Raw genomic sequence first — 24,106 nt, 5'->3', positions numbered from 1 at the left:
ATTGAGGTTCCAGTTGCCGGGCGGCTGGCACCCGCGGCTCACCCTATCTGGGCGGCGATGAAGGCGAGCATGGCGGCGCGCGTGTTGCCGTCGTCGATCGCGTCGTCCGGCAGGGCGACGGCATCCTCCCAGGCCTGCGCGGCATCGTCCGGTCCGGCCAGCGCCTGGTACATCAGCAGGTAATCGCCGAACCCTGCCTCGTCGGCATCGGCCTGCGCGCCGGTGGCGGTGTCGCGAATCACCTGCGCGTCCTCGTCGGAGCGCGGGCCGAGGGTGGCGCCCTGGATGGGGGCCATGGGGATCAGCTCGATGCCGAGCTTCGCGGCCTCCGCGGGCGAGAACCACGTGGCGTGCTCGCGCTTGCCTCCCCACTCGAGCGACACGAAGTCGTGAGCGTAGTCGGGGAAGTCCGACAGGTCGGGCCTCACGTAGCGGGTGAGGGCCGCATCGGCCTCCGCCGAGAGGAGCCAGGTGGCGGTGTCGGTCATCGCCTGGTCTCCGCGCGCCTCGGCCCAGGCCGCGAGCCCATTCCACGCGATGACGGCCTCGGAGCTGGACTCCTGGTTGTTGCCGTCGCCGAACGGCGCCATTCCCGACGCCCACGCGTGTCCGGAGACGGGGTCGAAGGAGCGCAGTTGGGGGAAGCGATCGGAGGCCTCGGGGCTCGCGATGTCCTCCGCGAGCAGGTCGATCACGGGGCCGACGTCCTCGGCGAGCGAGGCGTCGTGGCCCACCGCGATCGCCGCGGCGGACAGGAAGTACCCGTAGTGGAAGTGGTGGTCGTTGAACTCCTCGGATCCGAACGACGCCTCGAGCCCGGTGACGCCCTTGAACCCCGTGTCGTAGACGAAGCAGCGGGAGTCGCGGGACTCGCAGCCGTCCGTCTCGGTCCAGGTGCGCAGCGCCTCGGCGAGGGGCTTGGCGAGCCGGTCGGCGAGGGTGTCCTCGCCCAGGGCCTCGGCCGTCGAGACCAGCATCGCCTGGCGATGGAGGGCCTTGCCTCCAAAGTAGGTGTCGGCGGGCAGTTCGGGCTCGCTCGCCGCGGCCTCCTGGAGGGCCTCGACGATCGCCGCGCGTGGGTACTGGCCGATGCCGGACAGGTCGAGCGCGGTGGTGGCCTGGGTGCGGGGGACGTCCCAGGACACGGCGTCGGCCGCGCAGGCGAGCAGGGGTCCGTTGATGGTCTCGTACGTGCCGAGCGAGCAGTCGAGGCCGTCCGCGCGGTCCTCCGGGACCGCCACCACCGTGCCGCCGTCCGCGTAGGTGACGGAGGTCGTGGCGGTGTCGCCGTCGACGCCCATCTGGAGCGTCGTCTGGGTCACGGGGGCGCCCAGCGCCTCGGCGAACGCCGCGGGGTCGCCGTCGTCGGGGACGACGGCGAGCTGCGCAGTGGCGCCCTCGGGAAGGGTGAGCGTGGCGCCGTCGACGGTGCCGCCGTCCGTGGCGAGCACGTAGGTGGTCTCGCCGATGACGAGGGTCGCGGGCCCATCAGCGCTCGTCGTCGCGGGCGAGGACAGGGTGATGCTCGCATCGGCGGCCGCGGTGAGGGTCACGGCAGGCCACCCCTTCGCGATGCTCGCCCGCACCAGCGTGTCGCCGGCGCCGTCGGTGTAGTCGAGGGTGGCCCCCACCGGGTCGGCGGCGGACGCGGCGGGAAGGCCCTCCGCGCCGTCGACCTGCAGGGTCACGTCCCGCGCGGCCGGGCCTGCGATGAGATCCGCGGAGGCCTGGACGCGGGGAAGGCCCACGGCGAGCCCGCCCTCGACGGCGGTGAACGACATCGGCTCCCCGAACGCCGAGTACGGGCCCGGGCCGAAGACGAGACCCGAGTACCACCGGTTGGTGGGGGCGGGAAGGTCTCCGACCACCCTGGCCTGGTCGGCGGGGGCGAGCTCGCGCTCGGGGAGGTCGGCGACGGCGGAGGTGGCAGAGGCCGCCACGGCGTCGCTCGACGGCGTCGCCGCCGGGGCATCGCCGTCGCAGGCGGCGAGCGCGAGGGCGCTCGCCAGGGCGACGGCGGTCAACGGTGCGGCCCTCATGACAGCCCCATCCGCGCGAGGAAATCGACCGCGGCGTCGCGCAGCCCCGCAAGGGGACCGTCGTCGCGCAGCGCGACGGTGGTCACCAGGGGAGTGCCCGGCGCCGTCAGCCCCGTCGGCTCGCTGCTCTTCAGCGCGGCCGATGCGACGGCCACCTTGGCGCGCGCGGCGCCGTCCTCAGTGGTCGCCTCGACGGACTCGACCGATCCGGTCATCTCGGAACTGTCGGGAAGCTCCACCGTCACCTCGGCGTCCTGCTCCAACCGGTCGTAGTCGCGCGGGCTCAGCACCAGCTCGGCCTCGATGGCGAGGGAGCCGTCCTCGTACACCGTCGCCGCGGTGCCGCCGGTGGGGATGTAGCCGCCCTGGCCCACGGGGACCTCCGCGACGGTGCCGGCCGCCGAGGCCGTCACCGTCCACGTGTCGTCGACCCTGTCGGCGGCATCGGCGGCCTCCTCGGCGAGGGACTCCGCCTCGTCGCGATCGGCCGCGGTGGCGTCGTCGGCCTCGGCAGCCTCGGCTGCACGATCCGCGGCGTCCTCGGCGGCATCGGCCTCCTGCTGGAGTTCGTCCTCGCGGTCGTGGCTCTCGAGGGTGACGAGGGGATCGCCCTCGGCGACCTGGTCGCCCGCCTCGACCATGGTGTCCACCACCCGGCCGCCGTAGTCGGTGCCGATGGGAAGGTCAGCCGCGGTGAACGTCGCGGTCTCGGACGTGGCGCTGGCCTCGCGGGCCGTGTAGATGTACGTGAGCGCGGCCACGAGAGCCACGACGAAGATCAGCCCCAGGGTGAGGCGAAGGCGATTGGCCCAGGTCATGACAGCTCCTTCCAGACGACGCGGGTGCCGTGGCCGGCCCCCGCGAGCGCGGGCTCGGGCGCGCGGCGAGGCTCGGCCGGTCGCGCGATGACGGTGCGGGGCGCCTCCTGCTCGGCGGGAGTGCGCGGCGCGGCGGCATCGGCCCCGAGCCCGCGGGCCTCGCGCTGGGCGGCGCGCAGGAACGCACCGAGGATGACGGTGTTGGTGACGCACCACGCGGTGGCCAGGGACAGCGCGCCGTCCTCGACGTCGCGCAGGATGCCGACCGCGGAGGTCAGCAGCAGGAACACGAAGAAGAGGATCTGCGGCACCACGTAGTTGTAGGGGGATCCCGACCGTGCCGTGCCCGTGGCCTGCCAGCCGACGTCCCGGCGCCGCAGCGCGTTGGTGAACGCCTTGAGGTAGATGGGGAAGGACACCGCTGCGAGGGTGAGGGTCTCCCAGCGGAAGGAGCCCATCGTGTACCAGGCGAACAGGATCTGCATGACGTAGAAGCCCGCGTAGTACAGGAACCACGTGAGCGCCGTGGTGGTGATGGTCACGGGGCGCAGGTCGAGGAAGATCTCCATGGGGGGCAACAGCAGCAGGATCAGCGGCGCGATGCCCGTGAGGTAGAACGTCGCGGTGACGAGGTACTGAAGCCGCTGCTCGCTGGTGAGGCGCACGCGCCGCGCCAGCGGATTGCGGGTCAGGAGGATCTCGAAGCCGCCGGTGGCCCAGCGCAGCTGCTGCTTGGAGTAGGCCTCGATGGTCTCGGGAGCCTCGCCCACGGCGAGCACGTCGGGGATGAACAGGGACCGCCAGCCGGCCTCGTGGAGGCGCATCGAGGTCCACACGTCCTCGGACTTCGAGTCGGTGCAGATGCCGTCGATGTCCTCGATGGCGGCGCGGCGGAACACGACGTTGGTGCCCACGCAGAAGGCCGCGTTGTAGCGGTTACGGCCCGGCTGGATGAAGCGGTAGAAGACGGACTGCATGTAGCCGGCGCCGCGAGCGATGGGGGTGCGCAGGTTGTCGTAGCTCTGCGGCGACTGCACGAAGGCCAGGCGCGGGTCGTGGAAGAACGGCACCGTCTGCTCGAGCAGGTGGGGGCGCGGCACAAAGTCCGCATCGAGGATCACGAACAGGTCGCCCTTGGCGAGCGTGAGCGCGTGGTTGACGTTTCCCGCCTTCGCGCCGCCCGACGTGCCGCGCCTCACGTACCTGGCGCCCTCCTGGGCGGCGAGCTCGCGCACGGCGTCGGACTTACCGTCGTCGAGGACCCAGGTGCGGTGCAGCCCGCGGATAGCGACGGCTGCCCTGACCGTGCGCCGGATCACCTCGGGGTCCTCTCCGCACGTGGTGATGAGGACGTCGACGTCGACGGGCCGGCCGGCGGAGTACAGCCGCCGATGCGCGGGGTCCTCCGACGGGTCGGGCTGCGGCCCGTACAGGTGGTCCTTGGCGTGGTAGTAGGCGAAGTCGCGGGGGTTATGGCCGCCGGACAGGATGGTCCACATGGCGACGAACGCCTGCGCGACGAGGACGAACTCGGCCAGCAGCACCATGGCGTAGGGAAGAAGGTCGCCGCGGTGGGCGGGGTTGAGGAGGAAGGCGGCGTAGGCGAGGGTGCCCAGCGCCGCGGCGCCGACGGTGAGGAACATGAGCGGGCTGGGGGTGGTGCCCGGCTCCGTCTCGGGCAGGGATCGGCGCGCCGGGGTGGGCGCCGTGGGGGAGGGGGGTGCGGACATGAGGCTCTCCTTGGACTCGTGCGGCGCGGGCGGGGGCCCGCGTGCCGGGACGGGGTGGGAGGCGGGCGCTCCGGGCCGGACGGTCCGTGCACGGAGTGCGGTCGACGTCGTCGGCGGTGGCGCCAGGGGCGCCCTGCGGGGTGAGGAGGTGAGGTCCTCCAACCCGGGCCAACCTAGGCAGGGCCGGCTCACAGAATCGAGACGCGTCTCTCAGAATCGTCGCGGGGCGCGGGCGCCGCCCGCGCCCCGCGACGCTCATGTCAGGCCGATGCGGTCGGCGAGGTCCCGCAGCGCGTCCTCGACCCCCGCGAGCGGGCCATCGTCGCGCAGGTGAAGGGTGGCGTTGAGCGGCGTTCCCGCCTGAATCAGGCCCCCGTCCTCGGCCACCAGGGCGTCCGAGTCGACGCGCATCGTGACGTGGGCGGTGCCGTCGATCGTCTCCACGGACATGTCGCTCACGGTGCCCGCGATGGTGCGTTCGTCCGGGAGGCGAAGGTCCACGGTGGCGCCGGATTCGACGAGGCCGAAGTCGCGTGGCGTGAGCACGAACTCGAGGTCCGCGTAGAGGGTGTGGGCCTGGTCGATGGTGGCGATCACGGTGCCGGGCGCGGCGTAGGAGCCCTTGCCCACGGCGACGTCGGCGACCGTGCCATCGGCCCCCGCCGTCACCAGCACGCTGCCGTCCGGCTGGATCGAGGCATCGGCCGCGGAGACCTCCCCCGCCGTGACGTCTTGCTCGAGCCTCAGGCTCGCGACGCGGAACAGGTCGTCGCCCGCGGCGACCTCGTCGCCCTTGGTGACGTAGGCCTCCGTGACGAGGCCGCCGTAGTCGGTGCCGACGGCGATCTCTGCCGCGCTGATCTCGCCCGAGGTGCTGGCCACCTCGGTACGGCGCTGGTTGAACAGGAGGGTGGCGGCGGCAGTGATGAGGAGGACGGCGATGATGCCGACCAGCAGCTTGAAGCGGTTGGCCCAGGTCATGGCACGAGCTCCTTCCTGCGGGCGGCGCGCCCGCGAGCGGGGACCGGGACGATGTCGTCGTCCGGGTCGGGGGTGACGGCGCCGGGTCTCGCCACGATGGTGCGCGGGACCGGCGCCACGGGAACGGCGGGCACGGGTGCGGGGCTGAGGGGTCGGCCCCTGCGCAGCGCCCTTGCCTCGCGGGAGGCGGTCCACACGAAGGCGCCCAGGATCAGGGTGTTCGTGAGGTTCCACGCTGTCGCGAGGGTGAGCACGCCGTTGTCGAGGTCGCGCCAGATCGCGACCGCTGACGTGAGGGACAGGAACAGCAGGAACAGGATCTGCGGGATCACGAAGTTGTACGGCGAGTGGCCCTTCGCGGTGCCCGTCGACTGCCACCCGACGTCCCGTCCCGTGAAGGCGTTGACGAAGGCCTTGGTGTAGATGGGGAAGGACACTGTCGCGAGGGTGAGGGTCTCCCAGCGGAACGACCCCAGCGTGTACCAGGCCAGCAGCACCTGCATGAGGTAGAAGCCCGCGTAGTACAGGAACCACGTCATGACGGTGATGGAGAGGTTCATGGGCCGCAGGTCGAAGTAGATCTCGAGCGGAGGCACCAGGATCAGCAGCAGCGGGCAGATGCCCGTGAGGTAGAACGTCGCCGTCACGAAGTACTGGACGCGCTGGTCCACGGTGAGCTTGCGGCTGAGGAGCGGCAGGTGGGTGAGGAGGATCTCGAAGCCGCCGGTGGCCCAGCGCAGCTGCTGCTTGGAGTAGGCCTCGATGGTCTCCGGGGCCTCGCCCACCGCGAGCACCTCGGGGATGAACACCGAGCGCCACCCGCGCTCGTGAAGGTTGAGGCTGGTCCACACGTCCTCCGACTTGGAGTCGGTGCAGATCCCGCCCACGTCGTCGATCGCCGCCCGCCTGAACAGGACGTTGGTTCCCACGCAGAAGGCAGCGTTGAAGCGATTGCGGCCCGGCTGAATGAAGCGGTAGAAGACCGCCTGCATGTAGGCGGCGCCGCGCGCGACGGTGGTGTGGAGGTTGCCGTAGGCCTGGGGGGTCTGCACGAACGCGACCTGGTCGTCGACCATGAACGGCACCGTCTCCTCGAGGAACCCGGGATCCGGCACAAAGTCGGCGTCGAAGATCGCGAAGCAGTCGCCCTTGGCGATGGTGAGCGCGTGGTTGACGTTTCCCGCCTTGGCGCCCCCGGAACTCAGGCGGCGCACGTACCGTGCCCCCAGCTGGGCCGCGAGGTCGCGGACCTCGTCCGAGCGGCCGTCGTCGAGGATCCAGGTGCGATGCGCGCCGCGCAGCGCGAGCGCCGCCTCGGCGGTGCGGCGGATCACCGCGGGGTCCTCGCCGTAGACGGTGATGAACACGTCGATGGTGAGGCGCTTGCCGGCGATCGTGACGGGCCACATGCGGGGGTCGCCCTGGGGGTGGGGGCCAAACATCGCGTCGCGCGCCTGGTGGTACGCGAAGGACCGGGGGTCCTGGCCGCCGGAGAGGATGGTCCACATGGCGAGCAGCGCGTGGAACACGAGGACGCTCTCCGCTGCGATCACCATGAGCCAGGGGATCATGTCGCCGCGGTTGTCGGGGTCGAGCAGGAACAGCGAGTAGACGAGGATGCCGAACGTGCTGACGAGCACGATGAGGATCATCACGGGGGACTGCCCGGCGAGGCGCTGGCGAGTGGCGGCGTCGCGGCTGGTGGTGGTCGAGGTCATGCGGGCCTCCGGGCGCGGCGGCGCCCAGCAGGGAAACAGACGGTCACGGCGCGAGCCGCGGTCGACCTCGTTGGCGGTGAGGCGGCAGCCGCCGGCCGGCGCCTCCTGACGAGCGCCGGGGGTTGCCACCTCCCCCGGTGCTCGTCAGGCTACGACGCGCGGCTGTGACATTCCAGACATCCCGCGTGAATTTCGTGTGACATGCGCCTCACCGGCGTGTGTCACGCGTCTCAAACGTGGATGCCGCACTCCGTCTTGCCCTGGCCGGCCCAGCGGCCCGAGCGCGGGTCCTCGCCGGGGGCGACCTTCTTGGTGCACGGCAGGCAGCCGATGCTCGGGTAGCCCTGGGCGACCAGCGGGTTGCGCGGCAGGTCGAAGCGCACCTGGTAGTCCTCGACTGCGGCGTCGTCCCACAGGGCGATCGGGTTGATCTTCACCAGCCCGTGCTTCGCGTCCCAGCTCACGACGGGCATCTCGGAGCGGGTGAGGGCGTCCACGCGGCGAGCGCCGGTGACCCAGGCGCTGTAGTTGCCCAGCGCCCGCTTGAGCGGCTCGACCTTGCGCATCTGGCAGCACAGGTTGGGGTCGCTGGCGAAAAGGTTCTTGCCGTACTGGGCGTCCTGCTGCTCGACCGTCAGTTCCGGCTCCACGTTGACGATCGTCACGGGGAACGCGGCGGCGGCGGCGTCGCGCGTCTCGATGGTCTCGGCGAAGTGGTAGCCGGTGTCGAGGAACAGGATGTCGACGCCGGTCAGGCGCGAGCCGAACATGTGGGGAAGGATCGTGTCCTGCATTGATCCGGCGACCACCAGGTCCTGGCCAAAGGTGGCCACGGCCCAGTCGGCGATGTGCCCCGCGGAGGCGTGCTCGAGCCGCGCGTTGACCTCCGCGCACGTCTCGGCGTTCCACTCCTTGGGGTTGAGCAGCGTGAGGGTCGCCGCTCCCGGCAGGATTGCTGTCATTTGATCAGCTCCTCCTCCGCACGGAAGGCCCAGTCGGCAAACGTCTCCTCGGGGCCCGTGCGGTCCGCGAGGTAGTGGGTGGTGACACGCTCGACGTACTCGGGCATGCCCTTCTCGGTGACCTTGTGGGCGCGGATCTTGCGACCGAAGTCGTTGTCGTCCCCGCGGCCAAGGCGGCCGCCGAGGTGGACCTGGAAGCCGGGCACCTGCTCGCCCGACTCCTCGTCCAGCACCAGCTGGCCCTTGAAGCCGATGTCCGCGATCTGCACGCGGGCGCACGAGTTGGGGCAGCCGTTGACGTGCACGGTGATGGGGTTGTCGAGCGTGGGGAACTTCTCGTCGAGGACCTTCACCACCTCGCGCGCCGTCGCCTTGGTCTCGACGATCGCGAGCTTGCAGTACTCGATTCCCGTGCACGCGATGACGTTGCGGTGGAACTCGCCGGGGTCGGACTCGAGCTCGAGGGCGCGTAGGCCGTTGACGACGTCGTTGACCTTGTCCTCGGGGACGTCGAGCACGAGGATCTTCTGCAGCGGCGTGAGGCGGATGCGGTCCGATCCCGCGGCCTCGGCGATGTCGGCGATGGCGTTGAGCTTGGCGCCGGAGACGCGGCCGGCCACGGGGGCGACGCCCACGTAGTAGTTGCCGTCCTTCTGACGATGGATGCCCACGTGGTCGCCGCGGTCGCCGCGCTCGGCGAGCTTGGGCTCGGGGCCCTTCGGCAGCTCGTAGCCCAGGTAGTCGTCCTGCAGCACCTGCAGGAACTTCTCGGGGCCCCAGGCCTTGAGGACGAACTTCAGGCGTGCGCGGGTGCGCAGGCGGCGGTAGCCGTGGTCGCGGAAGATTGACGCGACGCCCTTCCACACCTCGTGGGCGATCTCGGGCTTCACGAACACGCCAAGGCGGTGCCCGAGCATCGGGTTGACGGACAGTCCGCCGCCCACCCACAGGTCGTAGCCGATGCCCAGCTCCGGGTGCTCGACGGCGCAGAATGCGATGTCCTGCACCTCATGCAGGATGTCCGGCACGGGCATGCCGGTGAAGGCGGTCTTGAACTTACGCGGCAGGTTGGAGAACTCGGGGTTGCCGATGTAGCGGTCCATGATGTCGCGGATCTGCGGCGTGGGGTCGATGAGCTCGTCCTGGGCCACGCCCGCGACCGGGGAGCCCAGGATGACGCGCGGCACGTCGCCACAGGCCTCCGCGCACAGCAGGCCCACCTCTTCGACGCGGCGGAAGATCTCCGGGACGTCCTCGATGCGGATCCAGTGCAGCTGGATGTTCTGGCGGTCGGACACGTCGGCGGTGTCGCGCGCCATCGTCTCGGAGATGTCGCCGATGGTGCGCGCCTGGGCGACCGACAGCTGGCCGCCGTCGGAGCGCACGCGCAGCATGAAGAACTCGTCGTCCAGCTCGTGCGGCTCGAGGATGGCGGTCTTGCCGCCGTCGATGCCCTGGCGGCGCTGCGTGTACAGGCCCCACCAGCGGAAGCGGCCGCGCAGGTCGCCCGGGGGGATCGACCAGAAGCCCCACTTGGAGTACATGGACTCGATGCGTCCGCGCACCTCGAGCGGGTCACCCGCGGCCTTCATCTCCTCGTTGGGGTTCAGGGGGGTGCGGTCGCCCGCGGCCCACTGGCCGTCCTTGGAGGCGGTGTTCTTGCGCGCGGCGGCCTCGCGGGTACGGATGAGGCGCGCCTCCTCGCGGTGGCGCCGGCGCTCCTCCGCCTCGGCGGCGGCAGCATCGGGTGCAGGCTGGGTGGTGTCGGTGTCGGTCACCGAGACTCCTCGACTCGTCAAATTCTGGGAGCGAGGCCTTCGAGCGCGTCTGGTTCACGCTCGGAAGGCCGAGCGCCCAGGGCTACAGGGGACTGTATCCGCGGGCGGTCAGGCCGGCAGACACATGGCACAGCAGCAGCGGCACATCATGGATGCGCGGACAATCTGCTGCTGGGACATGGGGCCGATTCTGCCACAGCGCTCCCGCGTGCGGAACCCCCGGATTCAGCGGCGGCGCGGGGCTGCCGCCACGACCCGGTCGTGGTGGAAGGCGAGCAGCTGGTCGATCACCTCGTCGCGCTGCGTGAGCAGCGCGATCTCGCGGGTGCCAAGGCGGACGCCGCCGGCGACGAAGTTGTGGGAGCCGGTGAGGGCGACTCGGCGACCGCCTGGCAGCGTGAACACCATGAACTTCGCGTGCAGGTACGTGCCGCCGCGGTACGCGGTGCGGTGCCCGGTGCGCGCCATCGAGGCGGAGATGAGGACGCGGTTGGCCGGCGACGCGAGCCGTGGCGGGTTGAAGAACAGCTCGTGGTCGCGCTCCTCGATCACCCGCCCCAGTTCGCCCGTGGGGCAGTACTGGCTCACCAGTAGGACGTGCTCGGCCCGCCTCGCGTACGTCAGCGCCCGCCGGTAGATGATCGAGTCGCCCGGCTCGCCGCCGTCGACGAGCACCTCGTCGCGCCCGGTGGTGCGCAGCGCGAGCGAGCGGTGGCCCTGCTCTAGCAGGCTCGCCTCCCGGATCCGCGCGAACACGGCGTCGAGGCTGTCGGCGAGCTCCGCATCCTCGCACCGCAGCATGAAGTCCACGTTGCTCACCCCGCGGTCGTCGAGGTTGACGCCGCCGAAGGCGTACGCGACGTCGTCGACCACGCAGAACTTGGTGTGGGTGCGGCCGCGCCAGATGAGCCCTCGCTCGGAGCCCAGCCACATGAACGTCGCCCCCGCCCTTGCCAGGCGGGACGCCATCGCGGAGGACTCGCGCTTGCGGCGGGTGCGGTGGCCGCGCGGCAGGAAGGTGCCCGCCGCGTCGATGTAGGTGAAGACATCGGCCGCGACCCTGACGTCCACGCCGCGCCTGGCGGCGGCCTCGAGCGCGGCGATCAGCGGTCCGGTCTTGCCGTCGTCGGCGAGCGTGAGCGTGGTGATGAGCACCCGACGGGTGGCCGTCGCGATGCGGCTCACCGCATCGGCCAGGTAGTCGGGGCCCGCCAGCAGGACGGGGGTCGCCGGGACGGCGGTACGGGCGGCCGATGCGGGGGCCGGGCGGGCGGCGACAGGCGCCTGGGCGGCGGTGAGGGCCATGGGGCCAGCGTGGCGCCGGGCGGCCCCGGCCGCCACCGGACGCCGCGAAGGCCAGGAAATGTTCATGTCTATACTCGGGGCCTAGTGCCGTTCGAGAGCGCCCTCGCGGCCTGCTTCCCTGCCGCCAAGGAAATGTGAGTCCCGTGACCACCGAACGTCCCCTGCGCGTCGCCGTCATCGGCGCCGGCCCCGCCGGAACCTACGCGTCCGACATCCTGTCCAAGTCCGGCCTCGACGTGTCGATCGACATCATCGAGCGCCTCCCCGCACCCTTCGGGCTGGTCCGCTACGGCGTGGCCCCCGACCACCCGCGCATCAAGCAGATCATCGTGGCGCTGGCCAACGTCCTTGGCCGCGGCGACATCCGCCTGCTCGCCAACGTCAACATCGGCACCGACCTCACGCTCGACGAGCTCCGCGCGCACTACGACGCGGTCATCTTCGCGACCGGTGCCTTCAAGGACTCCGACCTCAACATCCCTGGTATCGACCTGGATGGTTCGTACGGTGCCGCGGACTTCGTGTCCTGGTTCGACGGCCACCCCGACGTTCCCCGCGAGTGGCCGCTGGACGCCAAGGAGGTCGCCGTCCTCGGCGTCGGCAACGTCGCGCTCGACGTGGCGCGCGTGCTCGCCAAGCACCCCCAGGACATCAAGGTCACCGAGATCCCCGACAACGTGTACGAGGGCCTCGCCGCCTCGCCCGTCACCGATGTCCACGTGTTCGGCCGCCGCGGCCCCGCGCAGGTGAAGTTCTCCCCGCTCGAGCTGCGCGAGCTGGGCCACGTTCCCGATGTCGACATCGTGGTCTACCCCGAGACCGACTACGAGTTCGACGAGGCCTCCATGGAGGTCGCGGAGAACAACAAACAGCAGAAGCAGGTCGTCAAGACGCTGACCGACTACGCGCTCAAGGAGCCCGGCACCGCGTCGCGCCGCATCCACCTGCACTTCCTGCAGTCGCCTCACGAGGTGCTCGGCGAGGACGGCAAGGTCACCGGCATCCGCATGGAGCGCACCGAGCTCCAGGGCGACGGCAACGTCAAGGGCACCGGCGAGTTCATCGACTACCCGGTCCAGGCCGTGTACCGCGCCGTGGGCTACTACGGCACCGAGATTGAGGGGCTTCCCTTCGACGCCTCGAAGGGCACCATCGCCAACGAGGGCGGCCGCGTGGTCGACGGCGGCGACGTGGTCCCCGGCATGTACACCACCGGCTGGATCAAGCGCGGACCCGTGGGCCTCATCGGCCACACCAAGTCCGACGCCCAGGAGACCATCGCGAACCTCGTCGAGGACGCGGAGCGCCTGTACGCCGAGTCCAAGGCCGGCGCCGAGCAGCTCAGCCCCGACAACGTCCTTCACCTGCTCAAGGAGCGCGGCGTGGACGTGGTCCAGTGGCACGACTGGGAGGTGCTCGACGCGCACGAGCGTGCGCTGGGAGAGGCCGACGGCCGCGAGCGCATCAAGGTCGTCCCCCGCGACGAGATGACGGACATCGCGCTCAAGCGCCACTAAGCATGTCGCAGCACGAGGCCGGCGCCGGGAGTTCTCCCGCGCCGGCCTTCGTGCGTTCCGGTGTCGCCGTGCGTCCAGCGCTGCTCGATGCCCCCGCCGACCGCGACGCCGTCGCCGCGATGCTCGCCGACTACCTGGTCATCACGGAGCGTGAGAAGGGCGGCCGGGTAAGCGGCGCATCGGCCCTCCCCGAGCGGTACCGGCGCGAGATCGAGGACCCCGCCGCCGCGCTCGCGGGCACGACGGTGCTGATCGCGGAGGGAGAGGGTGAGCCGCTCGGGATGGTCGTCCTCGCCGCACCCGACCTGGGCCGATGCGAGGTCAAGCGGCTGTGGACGCTCCCCGCGGCACGCGGGCGCGGCGTGGGTGCGTCGCTCATCGAGGCGGCGTGCGAGCTGGCCGCGGGGCGCGGCGACGACGTGGTGGCGCTGACAGTGTGGCGCTGGCGAGAGGGTGCGCGTCGCCTGTACGCGCGCCTGGGCTTCGTCGAGGTCGACTCGTGGGAGGCGCGGGCCGATCTCGTCTGTTACGCACGCGCACTGGCGCCCGCCGAGGCGGGACGGGGTGGGCGCGAGCGCTCGTAGAATCCTTCCAGCACAGCGATCGGGCGATCGGTGGGCGCGAGTGCCGCCGCGAGGCGGCGACGAGGGAACCTGGCCACGGCATCGGCCGTTTCCTCGCTGGACGCACGTGAGGGAAGAGGAAGCGTGGCAGGCAAGTACTTCAACGGTGTGAAGACCATGGGGCTGTTCGTGCTGCTGTGGGTGGTGCTGCTCGGCATCGGCTCGTTCGTCGGTAACGGCCAGTACATCTGGCTGTTTGCGGCGTTCGGCCTGTTCGGCACGTTCTACGGGTACTGGAACTCGGACAAGCTCGCGATCCGCGCCATGCACGCCCGCCCCGTGACCGAGGTCGAGCAGCCGGCGATGTACCGGATTGTGCGCGAGCTCTCGGCCCAGGCCAACCAGCCCATGCCGCAGCTGTACGTCTCGCCCACGGAGGCGCCCAACGCGTTCGCGACCGGCCGCAACCCCCAGAACTCGGCGGTGTGCTGCACCGAGGGGATCCTGCGGATCCTCGACGAGCGCGAGCTGCGCGGCGTCCTGGGCCACGAGCTGCAGCACGTGTACAACCGCGACATCCTCATCGGCTCCGTGGCGGCGGCCTTCGCGGGAATGATCACCGCCGTCGCGCAGATGCTGTTCTTCTTCGGTGGCGGCGGCAACAACCGCGACAACCCGTTCGGCCCGTTCGCCATGCTCGCCATGCTGATCCTCGCCCCCATCGCCGCGACGCTCATCAGGATGGCGATCTCGCGCACACGCGAGTACGACGCCGACGAGGACGGCGCCACCCTGACCGGCGACCCGCTGGCGCTCGCGAGCGCACTGCGCAAGCTCGAGCGCGGCACCGCTGCCCGGCCCCTCCCGGCGGACCCGAAACTCGAGAACGTGTCCCACATGATGATCGCGAACCCCTTCAAGGCGGAGGGAATGGCGAACCTGTTCGCGACCCACCCGCCCATGGACCAGCGCATCGGCCGCCTCGAGGACATGGCCAGGCGGAACGGCCAGCACTTCTAGGCCGTCACTGCTCCGGGGCGACGGGGCACGGGAATGGCCGGGCCCGGCCGATGCGTTGCCCCCCTGGCGAGGATCGCCGCCGGCCGCGCGACGCCCGCCTGGGAGGCACGATGCCCGACAAGCGGGTGGGCAAGGGGGTCGCCGGCGCCGCCGCCGCGCTGGGAGCCACGGCGGCGATCGGCGCGTACGACCTGATCCAGCGCCGCCACGCGGTGCTGCGCAACTACCCGCTGGTGGGCCACCTCCGCTACGGCCTGGAGAAGATCCGGCCCGAGCTGCAGCAGTACTTCATCGAGCGCGACTGGGACGGCAAGCCCTTCGACCGGGACACCCGCTCCATCATCTACGAGCGCGCCAAGGGCACCCACTCCGAGCAGGCCTACGGCACCGAGCTCGACGTGTACGAGGTGGGACACGAGTTCCTGGTGCACTCGACAGCGCCGCTCGAGGCGCCCGAGGAGCCCCCGCGCGTGAGCATCGGCGGCCCCGACTGCTCGCGGCCGTACTCGATGTCGCTCATGAACGTCTCCGCGATGAGCTTCGGCGCGCTGTCGGCGAACGCCATCCGCGCCCTCAACAAGGGAGCCGCGATGGGCGGCTTCGCCCACGACACCGGCGAGGGCGGCATCTCGCCGTATCACCGCGAGCACGGCGGCGACCTGGTGTGGGAGATCGGCACCGGGTACTTCGGTTGCCGCACCGAGGACGGCGACTTCGACCCCGAGCAGTTCGCCGCCAAGGCGCAGGACGACCAGGTCAAGACCGTCTCCCTCAAACTTTCGCAGGGGGCCAAGCCCGGCATCGGCGGCGTGCTTCCAGGCAAGAAGGTCACGCCGGAGATCGCGCAGACGCGCGGGGTGCCCGCAGGGGAGAAGTGCGTGAGTCCCCCCGGCCACCGCGTCTTCGACACTCCCGTCGAACTCATCGAGTTCATCGCCCGCATGCGCGAGTTGTCGGGCGGCAAGCCCGCAGGATTCAAGCTCTGCGTGAGCTCGCGCGTCGAGGTGCTCGCCATCGTCAAGGCGATGCTGGAGGTGGGGACCGCCCCCGACTTCATCATCGTCGACGGCTCCGAGGGTGGCACCGGCGCCGCCCCGCTCGAGTACGAGGACCACATGGGGATGCCGCTGACCGACGGCCTCATGGTGGTCCACAACGCCCTCGTGGGAGCGGGCCTGCGCGACCGCGTCCGCGTGGGAGCCAGCGGCAAGGTCGCCGCCGGCAACGACATCGTGAAGCGCCTGATCCAGGGCGCCGACTACACGAACGCTGCCCGCCCGATGATGATGGCCACCGGCTGCATCCAGTCCCAGCGCTGCCACCTCGACACCTGCCCGGTGGGCGTGGCCACGCAGGACCCGCGCCGGGCCCGCGCCCTCGACGTGGGCGACAAGTCCGAGCGCGTGCGCCGCTATCAGCGCGCCACCGTCGACGAGGCCGCGCGGATGATGGCCTCGATGGGCGTGCGCCGCCCCGAGGAGCTCAGCCCCGAGCAGCTGCGCCTGGTCATCGGCCCCGGCGAGACCGTGTCCTACGCGGACCGCTACGACTGGCTTCACCCCGGCCAGCTCCTGTCCGAGCCGCCCCAGAACTGGGCGCGCGACTGGGAGCTGGCCAGCGCGGACTCGTTCCGCATCCCGCACGTCACCACGAGAGGAGACACCCGATGAGCACCACCGTCGCGACCCACATCGTCGACGCCCTCGCCGACCACGGAGTCACGCAGGTGTGGGGGGTGGTGGGCGACGCCCTCAACCCCCTGACCGACGCGATCCGCACCGAGGACAGGATGGAATGGGTGGGGGTGAGGCACGAGGAGGCCGGCGCGTTCGCGGCGGCGGCACAGGCCCAGCTCACCGGGCGCATCGGCGTCGTGATGGGCACCGTCGGGCCCGGCTCCCTGCACCTCATCAACGGGCTGTACGACGCCAAGAAGTCGCACGCGCCGGTGCTGGCGATCTGCGGCCAGGTGCCCAGCCCCGAGATCGGCACCGACTACTTCCAGGAGGTCAACAACGACCGCGTCTTCCAGGACGTGTCGGTGTGGAACGAGACGCTGACCTCGCCCGAGCAACTGCCGCAGATGCTTGTCCAGGCCGTCAACGCGGCCTACGCCCAGCGCGGGGTGGCGGTGCTGACCATCCCCGGCGACATCGGCGGCCTCGACCTTCCCGACGGCACCCCGGCGCCGTCGTTCGCCGTGCCTTCGTCCGCCGCGATGCCGAGCGAGGGCGCGCTTGCGGCGGCGGCATCGGCCCTCGACAAGGGCTCCAAGGTGGCGATGCTCGTGGGACGCGGCGCCGAGCACGCGCGCGAGGACACCCTCGCCGTCGCCGAGCGGCTCGCCGCGCCGATGGTCGTCACCCTCAAGGGCAAGGGCGGCTTCGACGGCGACAACCCGTTCTCGGTGGGCCAGGCGGGCCTCCTGGGTAACCCCGGCGCCGCCGACGCGCTCAAGGACTGCGACGTCCTGCTCATGGTCGGCACCGACTTCCCCTACCGGGACTTCTATCCGGCCGATGCGACGGTCATCCAGATCGACCACGCCGCCACGCACATCGGCCGCCGCGTCCCCGTGGACGTCGCCGTGACGGGTGACGCAGGTCAGACGCTGCGGGCCCTGCTGCCCCGCCTCGCGGCGCACGAGGACACCGGGTTCCTCGACAAGATCCGCGGCACCTACGAGTCCTGGCGCGAGCGGCAGGCACACGTGGCCGACCCCGACTACGAGGAGTCGGGGATCGTCGCCAAGGTGCGCTCAGTGTTCGATAACCCCGACGACAGGATCCGCCCCGAGGCGCTCGCTGCCGCCGTGGACAGGCACGCGCCCGACGACGCGATCTTCACCGCCGACACCGGCATGTCCACCACGTGGTCGGCGCGGTTCATCGAGATGCGCGGGGAGCGTGAGCTGCTCGGGTCGTTCAACCTCGGGTCGATGGCCAACGCGCTGCCGCAGGCGCTCGGCGCCCAGGCGCTCGACCGGGTCCGCCGCGTGGTGTCCATGTCCGGCGACGGCGGCCTGATGATGCTCCTTGGGGACCTGCGGACCGCGGTGACGTACCGACTCCCGGTGGTCGTCGTGGTGTTCGACAACGGGTCGCTCGGCATGGTGCAGCTGGAGCAGCAGGAGGGCGGCATCGCCGCGTTCGGCACGGAGTTGGACAACCCCGACCTCGCCGCGGTGGCGACCGCCATGGGACTCGCGGCCCGACGGGTCGAGGAGCCCGAGGACCTCGACGGGGCGCTCGCGTGGGCGTTCGCGCAGGAGGGCCCGGTGTTGCTCGACGTCGTGACCAACCCCGACGAGATCGCCGTCCCGCCGCACCCGCAGGTGTCGCAGGCGTGGGGCTACGCGGTCGCCAAGCTCACCGAGGCGGTCGAGAGTCGCTGACGCGACGATGCCCGGGCCGCCCTCCGTACGGAAGGCGACCCGGGCATCGGCCGTCTGTCAGCGGTAGTTGACGAACTGCAGCGCCGTGTCGACGTCGGCGGTCTTGAGCAGCGCCATGGTCGTCTGAAGGTCGTCGCGGCTCTTGGAGCTGACGCGCAGCTCGTCGCCCTGGATGAGCGCCTTGACCGACTTGGGGCCCTCGTCGCGCACCAGCTTGGTGAGCTTCTTCGCGACGTCCGTGGCGATGCCCTCCTTGATGGAGGCGCCCAGGCGGAACTCCTTGCCGGACTGGGCGGGCTCGCCCTGGTCGATGGCCTTGAGCGAGATGCCGCGCTTGATGACCTTCGACTGGAACACGTCGAGGATGGCGAGCACGCGCTCCTCGGAGTTGGCCTTCATGACGATCGAGTCGCCCGACCACTCGATCGAGGCGCCCACGCCCTTGAAGTCGTAGCGCTGCTGGATCTCCTTGGATGCCTGGTTGAGCGCGTTGTCGACCTCCTGGCGGTCCACCTTGCTCACTACGTCGAAGCTGCTGTCGGAAGCCATGTCATCCTCCTTCGGGGGCCGCGGGATGGGCGGCCGATGCGTCTGAAGCGGGTGCGGCGGCGACGGATTAGCGTCGGAGCCGCTTTGGTTGCTATCCTTCCATGCGCGCCAGGTTCCTCGCGGACCGGACGCATGGCAGGTTGCCCGAGCGGCCAAAGGGAGCTGACTGTAAATCAGCCGTCACAGACTTCGGGGGTTCGAATCCCTCACCTGCCACATCAGAAGGCCCCGCTTCGGCGGGGCCTTCGTCGTTCCCGGGACTGAGAGAAGCATCACAGCGGCTCGTGAACGGGCGTGTGCGCGGGCTACAGTTCCCGGCAGTCACACGCTGAGGGAGCACCATGACGTCACGATTCACGCCGGCTGCCGCGCGCACGCGCACGGCCGTCCTGGCCGCCGGTATTGCGGTACTTGTCGCCGGGTGCGCGGTTCCGGCCGCCGCACCGTCGGCCTCGCCGAGCGCGACGGCGTCCGCCTCCCCGAGCGCCAGCGCGACCGCGTCGCCGAGCCCCTCCGCCACGCCGTCAGCGTCGCCGTCCGCCTCGCCGTCGCCGAGCGCGACCGCGGCGTCGCCCGCCCCGTCGCCGTCGGAGACGACAGAGTCCGGTGGCTCCGCCGAGGGGAGCGCGATGGCCGCCGTGCTGGCGCTCACGGTGCGCGCCGAGGCGTCGAGCGACGGCTACTCGCGCGACCAGTTCGGCGACGGGTGGGTCGACGTCGACCGCAACGGCTGCGGCACGCGCGACGACATGCTCGCGCTGCGGCTCGACAACGTCGAGACATCCGGCTCCTGCACCGTCACGTCGGGGGACCTCCCCGACCCGTTCACGGGGGAGTGGATCCACTTTGAGCGCGGCGGCGCGAGCGAGGTGGATATCGACCACCTGGTGGCGCTCTCGGCGGCCTGGACCACGGGTGCGCAGGACCTCACGTACTCCGAGCGGGTGAGCCTCGCGAATGACCCCCTCAACCTCGAGCCCGTGGACGCGGGCGAGAACCGCACCAAGGGCGACGACGACGCGTCAGAGTGGCTGCCTCCCGCCGCGGACTTCCGCTGCGAGTACGTCGCGCGCCAGGCCGCGGTGAAGACGAAGTACGGGCTGTGGCTGACGGCGTCCGAACGCGACGCCATGGTGTCCGTGCTCGAGACCTGCCCCCAGCAGCAGCTTCCCGACGAGGGCGATCAGCCGGTCATCTCCAGCGGGCTCGGCGAGGCGCCGAAGCCTGAGAAGACCAGCACACCCAAGAAGACCCAGGACTCCACCCCGGTGGCCGAGGGCGACGGCGACCTTGACCCCCGCTACGAGTACTGCAACCGGCTCCCGGCGGGCCTCGGGCCGTACGTTAAGGGAGTCGACCCCGAGTACGACTGGTACCGCGACGGCGACGGCGACGGGGTGGTCTGCGAGTAGCGCCGCCGGCCTCGCGCCCGCGCACCGTCGTGCGCACCACAGTTTCTGTGGAGCCGCGACGGCTGACGCGTAACCATGCGGGAGTCCGCCTCGCGGCCCCGCGGTCGCTCAGAAATTGTGGTGCGGACGGCGGGAAAGTGGCGCAACGCGGCCATGCACCCGCGCGCCAGTCACCCCGGGCTCAGCCCCAGGGCACCGCCCGCCCGGCGGCCACGGAGGCCTGCGCGTCGAGCACCCTCTGGTTGCGCGACCCCCGGAAGGCGAGCGAAAGGTCCCGCTGCTCCTCCTCGTAGGTGCCGTCCACGAGCACGTCGATCTCGGCCAGCAGCGCGCGTTTGTCCTCGGTGTCGACCGCGAGGCGCTCGAGCGTGTACCCGGTCCAACACCATACGTCGCGCTCGCGGCCAAACTCCTCGCGCAGCCTGCGGACCGCCGCCAGCGCCACCTGGGTGTTGAGGAACGGCTCCCCACCCAGCAGCGACAGGCCCTGCACGGCGGGGTGCGCGAGGTCGGCCATCAGGCGGTTCTCCAGCTCGCGCGAGTAGGGCTGGCCGTACCGAAACGACCATGCCGCCTCGTTGTAGCACCCCACGCACTTGAACAGGCAGCCCGCGACGTACAGCGAGCACCGCACCCCCTCGCCGTCCACGAAGCTGAACGGCTTGTAGTCCGCGACGTAGCCGTGGGAGACCTTGTCGGCCCTCCACGTGCGGACGTCCGGCTCGAGCGCCACCGCCGGTCCCCCTAGCCGCCTGCGACGATGCCCGAACCGGACGCCGAGGGGTTCGACCCGGCCGCGCGGCCGGCGCCCGGGCCCCCACCCGTGGCGTCGGGGCCCACGCGCACGGAGCCGGGCAGGTGCTTGACCCGCGCCGCGATCTCCTCGTGCCGTCCGTGGACCATGGGCCGCGCCTGGGGATTGCCCAGGTAGCCGCACGTGCGCTTGACGACGTCGCAGGTACGCGGGTCGTCATTGCCGCACTCGGGGCACGCGAAGCCGCGCGCGGTCGGGTCGAAGTCTCCTGTGTAGCCGCAGGCGTAGCAGCGGTCGATGGGCGTGTTGGTGCCCAGATAGCCCACGCGGTCGTAGGCGTAGTCCCACACTGCCTCGAGGGCCGCGGGGTTGGTGCGCAGCACCGGGTACTCGACGTAGTGGATGAAGCCTCCCGATGCCAGCGCCGGGTAGGGCGCCTCGAAGTCGAGCTTCTCGAACGGCGTGGGGCTCTTGCGCACGTCGTAGTGGAACGAGTTGGTGTAGTAGTCCTTGTCGGTAATGTCCGCGACTGCGCCAAAGCGCTCGCGGTCCAGCCGGCAGAACCTGTCCGTCAGCGACTCCGAGGGCGTCGAGTACACCGAGAAGTGGTAGCCAGTGTCTGCCTTCCACGCGGCCGTGGCGTCGGCCAGCCGGCGCAGCACGTCGAGCGTCAGCTCCTTTGCCGCCGCGTTGTCCTCCCACGCTCCCCCGTAGAAGGCCGCCGCGACCTCGTACAGGCCGATGTAGCCCAGCGAGATGGTCGCGCGCCCGTCACGGAACAGGTCGTCCACATCGTCCTCGACGGCGAGGCGCTGGCCGAAGGCGCCGTGGACGTACAGGATCGGGGCGTTGGCCGGCACTGCCTCCTTGCAGCGATCGACGCGGAACATGAGGGCGTCCCGCGCGACCTCGAGCCTCTCCTCGAGGAGCCGCCAGAACGCGGCCAGGTCCCCGTCGGCCTCGAGGGCGATGCGCGGCAGGTTGAGCGTCACGACGCCTAGGTTCATGCGGCCGTTGACGACGTCGTTGCCGTCGGCATCGGCCCATCCCTGGAGGAAGGACCGGCAGCCCATCGGCGCCTTGAAGGAGCCCGTGAGGTCGACGATCTTGTCGTAGGACAGCACGTCCGGGTACATGCGCTCGGTCGCGCAGCGCACGGCGAGCTGCTTGATGTCGTGGTTGGGGTCGCCCGCCTCGAGGTTGACGCCGCGGCGCAGGGTGAACAGCAGCTTGGGGAAGATCGCGGTGCGGCCCTCCTTGCCCAGGCCGCGGCGGCGGATCTCGAGGATGGCCGTCTGGATCTCGCGCTCGTACCAGCCGGTGCCCAGCCCGAATCCGACGGACGTGAACGGCGTCTGCCCGTTCGACGTGAACAGCGTGTTGATCTCATATTCGAGCGACTGCATCGCGTCGTAAATGTCCTTGCGCGTGCGCTCCTCGGCGTAGGGCCGATGCTTGCTCGGGTCGGCGATCCAGGTCGCCGCCTCGGCCATGTGCTTGTCGTAGTTGAGGGCCGCGTAGGGGGCGAGGACCTCGTCGATACGGTCGACGGTGCAGCCGCCGTACTGGCTCGACGACACGTTCGCGATGATCTGCGAGATCTGCGCGGTGGCGGTCTGGATGGAGCGCGGCGGCTCGATCTCGGCGTTTCCCATGCGGAATCCGTGCGCGAACATCTCGGGGATGTCGATGAGGCAACAGTTCGTCATGGGGGCGTACGGCTGGTAGTCGAGGTCGTGGAAGTGAAGGTCGCCCTTGGTGTGCGCGTTGGCCACGTGCGGAGGCAGCAGGCGCAGGCCGATCGCCTTGCCCACGAGTCCGGCGGTGAGGTCGCGCTGCGTGTTGAACACGTCCGCGTCCTTGTTCGCGTTCTCGTTGACCACCGCCGAGTCCTTCTCGAGGAGCGTGGTGACGGTGTGGTTGAGGTCGGTGGCCTTCGCGCGGCGGAAGTCTCGCGCCACGCGGTAGTCGATGTAGGCGCGGGCCACGTCGTACTCGCCCGCCTCGAGCAGCTCGTGCTCGACGGCGCCCTGGATCTCGTAAATCTTCACGTCGCCCAGGTGGCTGCTGCGCAGCTCGGCGACCACCCGTGCGGTGAGCGAGGTCAGGGTGGCCTCGTGGACGGCGCCCAGCGGCCCGTGTACCTCCACGAAGGCCTTGCGCAGTGCAGCCTGGATGCGGCTCGCGTCGAAGTCGAGCGTGCGCCCGTCGCGCTTGACGACGCGCAGGGCCGATGCCTCGGGCGCCGGCGCCGGCGCCGGCGTCGCGGCGGCGTGGTCAAGATCGGCGATGCTCATGGTGTCCTCCCGCGACGGTGTTGCTTCCAGCGACGCCGGAACCCACTACATGTGGTGGCGTCGCTTGGGAGATGACACTAGATGTGGAGGTTTCGAAGGCCTGGGCCCTTGGTCCCGTGCGGCGGCGTGTCCCCGCCTATCGGGGCCACGACACGGCCGCGACACGCCGTCCGAGCAGCGGATCGATCATGGCGCCGGTCGCGCTCATCACGGCGTCGGCGCCCGCCGCGACGTGCGCGGCGACGCCGGCGGTGTCCATGACGCCTCCCACGCCGACGATCGCGAAGCCCGCCCCGGCATCGGCCCTCCAGGCGGCGAGCCTGCGCACCATGGCGAGCGCGGCGGGCGCGATCGCCTCGCCGCAGACGCCCGCGACCTCTCGGCCGCGGCCGGGAAGCGCGGGCCTTCCCTCGTCCGTCACGAGGCGGGCGGGGACGGTGTTGATCGCGGCATAGCCGTCGACGAGAGGCGAGGTCGCGCGCAAGAGAGCGTCGAGCGCCTCGTCGGTGGGGAAGTGGGCGAGCTTCAGCACGAGCGGCACGTCGCCGACCTCCTCCTTGACGGCCCCGGCGATGCGCGCGACCAGCCGGGTGTCGAAGCACAGCAGCGCGCCCGTGCCCTCGTTGGGGCACGACAGGTTCATCTCGAGGACGGGCGCACCGGCCTCGACGCACAGGGCGGCGGCGTGCACGTGGTCGGCGACGTAGGCGTCCTCGCCGCCGGGGCCGCGCGTTCCCTGGAAGGAGCCGACCAGGACCTGGCCGGCACCTGCCGCCGCGACCGCGCGCGCCATGTCCGGCTGCCACGCGTCGGGATCGCGCGAGGGCACGCCGAAGGAGTTCGAGATCGACCGTGCCGCGTCGAGTGCGGAGTCGGCGACAAGGGTGTCGAGGCGGCCGGGATCGAGGGGGCCGGCCGTGCGGACCGCGAGGCAATTCGGGAACGGATGAGACGGGTGCGCCCCGGTGCGCACCGTCTTGTAGACGGCGATGTCGAATGCGTGGGCGAAGGCTGCCTCGCAGAAGGCGGCGTTCACGAGCGGGCCCGCGGGGATGCCGAAGGGGCGGCACACCGGCCGGCCCAGGAAGCTCAGGGTGGGAAGCTCCTCGGCGGGCGCGACCGCAGGCGACGGCCCGGCATCGGCGTCGGCTCCGGCATCGGCCGCGAACGCCCCGAACGGCCCGTGGGCGAGGTTGTCCTCATACGTGGCGCGCGGGTCGTAGAACCAGGTCACGCCTCCACGGTAGGTGCCGCAACGCACGGAAGGCC

Annotated in this window: 18 protein-coding genes and 1 tRNA gene; 7 read left to right on the top strand and 12 right to left on the bottom strand. The window is 70.9% G+C overall.

Features of this window, described 5'->3' with window-relative positions; all coding sequences use genetic code 11:
* Window positions 1-38: 38 nt before the first annotated feature.
* From B7K26_RS03895 to B7K26_RS03860, 8 genes are all read right to left on the bottom strand, one after another.
* Entirely contained in the window at window positions 39-2,039 is a 2,001-nt protein-coding gene (locus B7K26_RS03895) for a glycosyl hydrolase (protein ID WP_143340442.1), read from the bottom strand.
* Entirely contained in the window at window positions 2,036-2,857 is an 822-nt protein-coding gene (locus B7K26_RS03890; RefSeq protein WP_084077331.1) for an HlyD family efflux transporter periplasmic adaptor subunit, read from the bottom strand. The genes B7K26_RS03895 and B7K26_RS03890 overlap by 4 nt, the downstream gene beginning before the upstream one ends.
* The gene (locus tag B7K26_RS03885; RefSeq protein WP_084077330.1) at window positions 2,854-4,587 is read right to left on the bottom strand and encodes a glycosyltransferase family 2 protein; all 1,734 of its coding nucleotides are present in this window, start codon (window positions 4,585-4,587) and stop codon (window positions 2,854-2,856) included. Before B7K26_RS03885 ends, B7K26_RS03890 begins: the two co-directional genes overlap by 4 nt.
* Before the next feature lie 255 nt (window positions 4,588-4,842).
* Window positions 4,843-5,568 carry an efflux RND transporter periplasmic adaptor subunit gene (locus B7K26_RS03880; RefSeq protein ID WP_084077329.1) on the bottom strand — a complete coding sequence of 242 codons (726 nt, stop codon included), beginning with the start codon at window positions 5,566-5,568 and terminating at the stop codon, window positions 4,843-4,845.
* Entirely contained in the window at window positions 5,565-7,286 is a 1,722-nt protein-coding gene (locus B7K26_RS03875; RefSeq protein ID WP_084077573.1) for a glycosyltransferase, read from the bottom strand. Before B7K26_RS03875 ends, B7K26_RS03880 begins: the two co-directional genes overlap by 4 nt.
* Before the next feature lie 230 nt (window positions 7,287-7,516).
* Window positions 7,517-8,248: a phosphoadenylyl-sulfate reductase gene (locus B7K26_RS03870; protein WP_084077328.1), complete on the bottom strand. Its 732-nt coding sequence runs from the start codon at window positions 8,246-8,248 to the stop codon at window positions 7,517-7,519.
* Window positions 8,245-10,026: a nitrite/sulfite reductase gene (locus tag B7K26_RS03865; RefSeq protein WP_304441435.1), complete on the bottom strand. Its 1,782-nt coding sequence runs from the start codon at window positions 10,024-10,026 to the stop codon at window positions 8,245-8,247. The genes B7K26_RS03870 and B7K26_RS03865 overlap by 4 nt, the downstream gene beginning before the upstream one ends.
* Window positions 10,027-10,251: 225 nt before the next feature.
* On the bottom strand, window positions 10,252-11,331 hold the full coding sequence (locus B7K26_RS03860) for a phosphatidylserine/phosphatidylglycerophosphate/cardiolipin synthase family protein (protein ID WP_084077327.1): 1,080 nt from the start codon (window positions 11,329-11,331) through the stop codon (window positions 10,252-10,254).
* 143 nt (window positions 11,332-11,474) lie between these two features.
* On the opposite strand from B7K26_RS03860, the gene B7K26_RS03855 reads away from it, so the two are divergent.
* The 5 genes from B7K26_RS03855 to B7K26_RS03835 all read left to right on the top strand — a co-directional run bounded on the left by B7K26_RS03855 (window position 11,475) and on the right by B7K26_RS03835 (window position 17,825).
* Window positions 11,475-12,848, top strand: coding sequence for an FAD-dependent oxidoreductase (locus B7K26_RS03855; protein ID WP_084077326.1), 1,374 nt, complete (start codon window positions 11,475-11,477; stop codon window positions 12,846-12,848).
* A 2-nt stretch (window positions 12,849-12,850) separates the two neighbouring features.
* On the top strand, window positions 12,851-13,432 hold the full coding sequence (locus B7K26_RS03850; RefSeq protein WP_200810940.1) for a GNAT family N-acetyltransferase: 582 nt from the start codon (window positions 12,851-12,853) through the stop codon (window positions 13,430-13,432).
* Window positions 13,433-13,555: 123 nt separating this feature from the next.
* Window positions 13,556-14,431: a zinc metalloprotease HtpX gene (gene htpX, locus B7K26_RS03845; RefSeq protein ID WP_143340441.1), complete on the top strand. Its 876-nt coding sequence runs from the start codon at window positions 13,556-13,558 to the stop codon at window positions 14,429-14,431.
* Window positions 14,432-14,541: 110 nt separating this feature from the next.
* Complete coding sequence (locus tag B7K26_RS03840; protein WP_084077325.1) at window positions 14,542-16,101, top strand: FMN-binding glutamate synthase family protein; 1,560 nt, start codon at window positions 14,542-14,544, stop codon at window positions 16,099-16,101.
* Window positions 16,098-17,825, top strand: coding sequence for a thiamine pyrophosphate-dependent enzyme (locus B7K26_RS03835; RefSeq protein WP_084077324.1), 1,728 nt, complete (start codon window positions 16,098-16,100; stop codon window positions 17,823-17,825). The genes B7K26_RS03840 and B7K26_RS03835 overlap by 4 nt, the downstream gene beginning before the upstream one ends.
* A 57-nt stretch (window positions 17,826-17,882) precedes the next feature.
* Here B7K26_RS03835 and B7K26_RS03830 read toward each other — a convergent pair whose 3' ends face one another.
* Entirely contained in the window at window positions 17,883-18,374 is a 492-nt protein-coding gene (locus B7K26_RS03830) for a YajQ family cyclic di-GMP-binding protein (protein WP_084077323.1), read from the bottom strand.
* A 134-nt stretch (window positions 18,375-18,508) separates the two neighbouring features.
* Here B7K26_RS03830 and B7K26_RS03825 point away from each other — a divergent pair.
* A tRNA-Tyr gene (locus B7K26_RS03825) sits at window positions 18,509-18,590 on the top strand.
* A gap of 413 nt (window positions 18,591-19,003) precedes the next feature.
* Complete coding sequence (locus tag B7K26_RS03820; protein WP_084077322.1) at window positions 19,004-19,786, top strand: DUF1524 domain-containing protein; 783 nt, start codon at window positions 19,004-19,006, stop codon at window positions 19,784-19,786.
* Between the two features lie 181 nt (window positions 19,787-19,967).
* On the opposite strand, the gene nrdG is transcribed toward B7K26_RS03820, so the two are convergent.
* The 3 genes from nrdG to B7K26_RS03805 form a co-directional block, all read right to left on the bottom strand.
* Window positions 19,968-20,519 carry an anaerobic ribonucleoside-triphosphate reductase activating protein gene (gene nrdG / locus B7K26_RS03815; RefSeq protein ID WP_084077321.1) on the bottom strand — a complete coding sequence of 184 codons (552 nt, stop codon included), beginning with the start codon at window positions 20,517-20,519 and terminating at the stop codon, window positions 19,968-19,970.
* 11 nt (window positions 20,520-20,530) lie between these two features.
* Complete coding sequence (nrdD, locus tag B7K26_RS03810) at window positions 20,531-22,837, bottom strand: anaerobic ribonucleoside-triphosphate reductase (RefSeq protein ID WP_084077320.1); 2,307 nt, start codon at window positions 22,835-22,837, stop codon at window positions 20,531-20,533.
* 136 nt (window positions 22,838-22,973) lie between these two features.
* Window positions 22,974-24,071, bottom strand: coding sequence for a tRNA-dihydrouridine synthase (locus B7K26_RS03805; RefSeq protein WP_084077319.1), 1,098 nt, complete (start codon window positions 24,069-24,071; stop codon window positions 22,974-22,976).
* Window positions 24,072-24,106 lie beyond the last annotated feature (35 nt).

This window comes from Demequina sp. NBRC 110057, assembly GCF_002090175.1.
Classification (GTDB): domain Bacteria; phylum Actinomycetota; class Actinomycetes; order Actinomycetales; family Demequinaceae; genus Demequina.
This window is presented reverse-complemented; position numbering and strand designations above follow the sequence as displayed.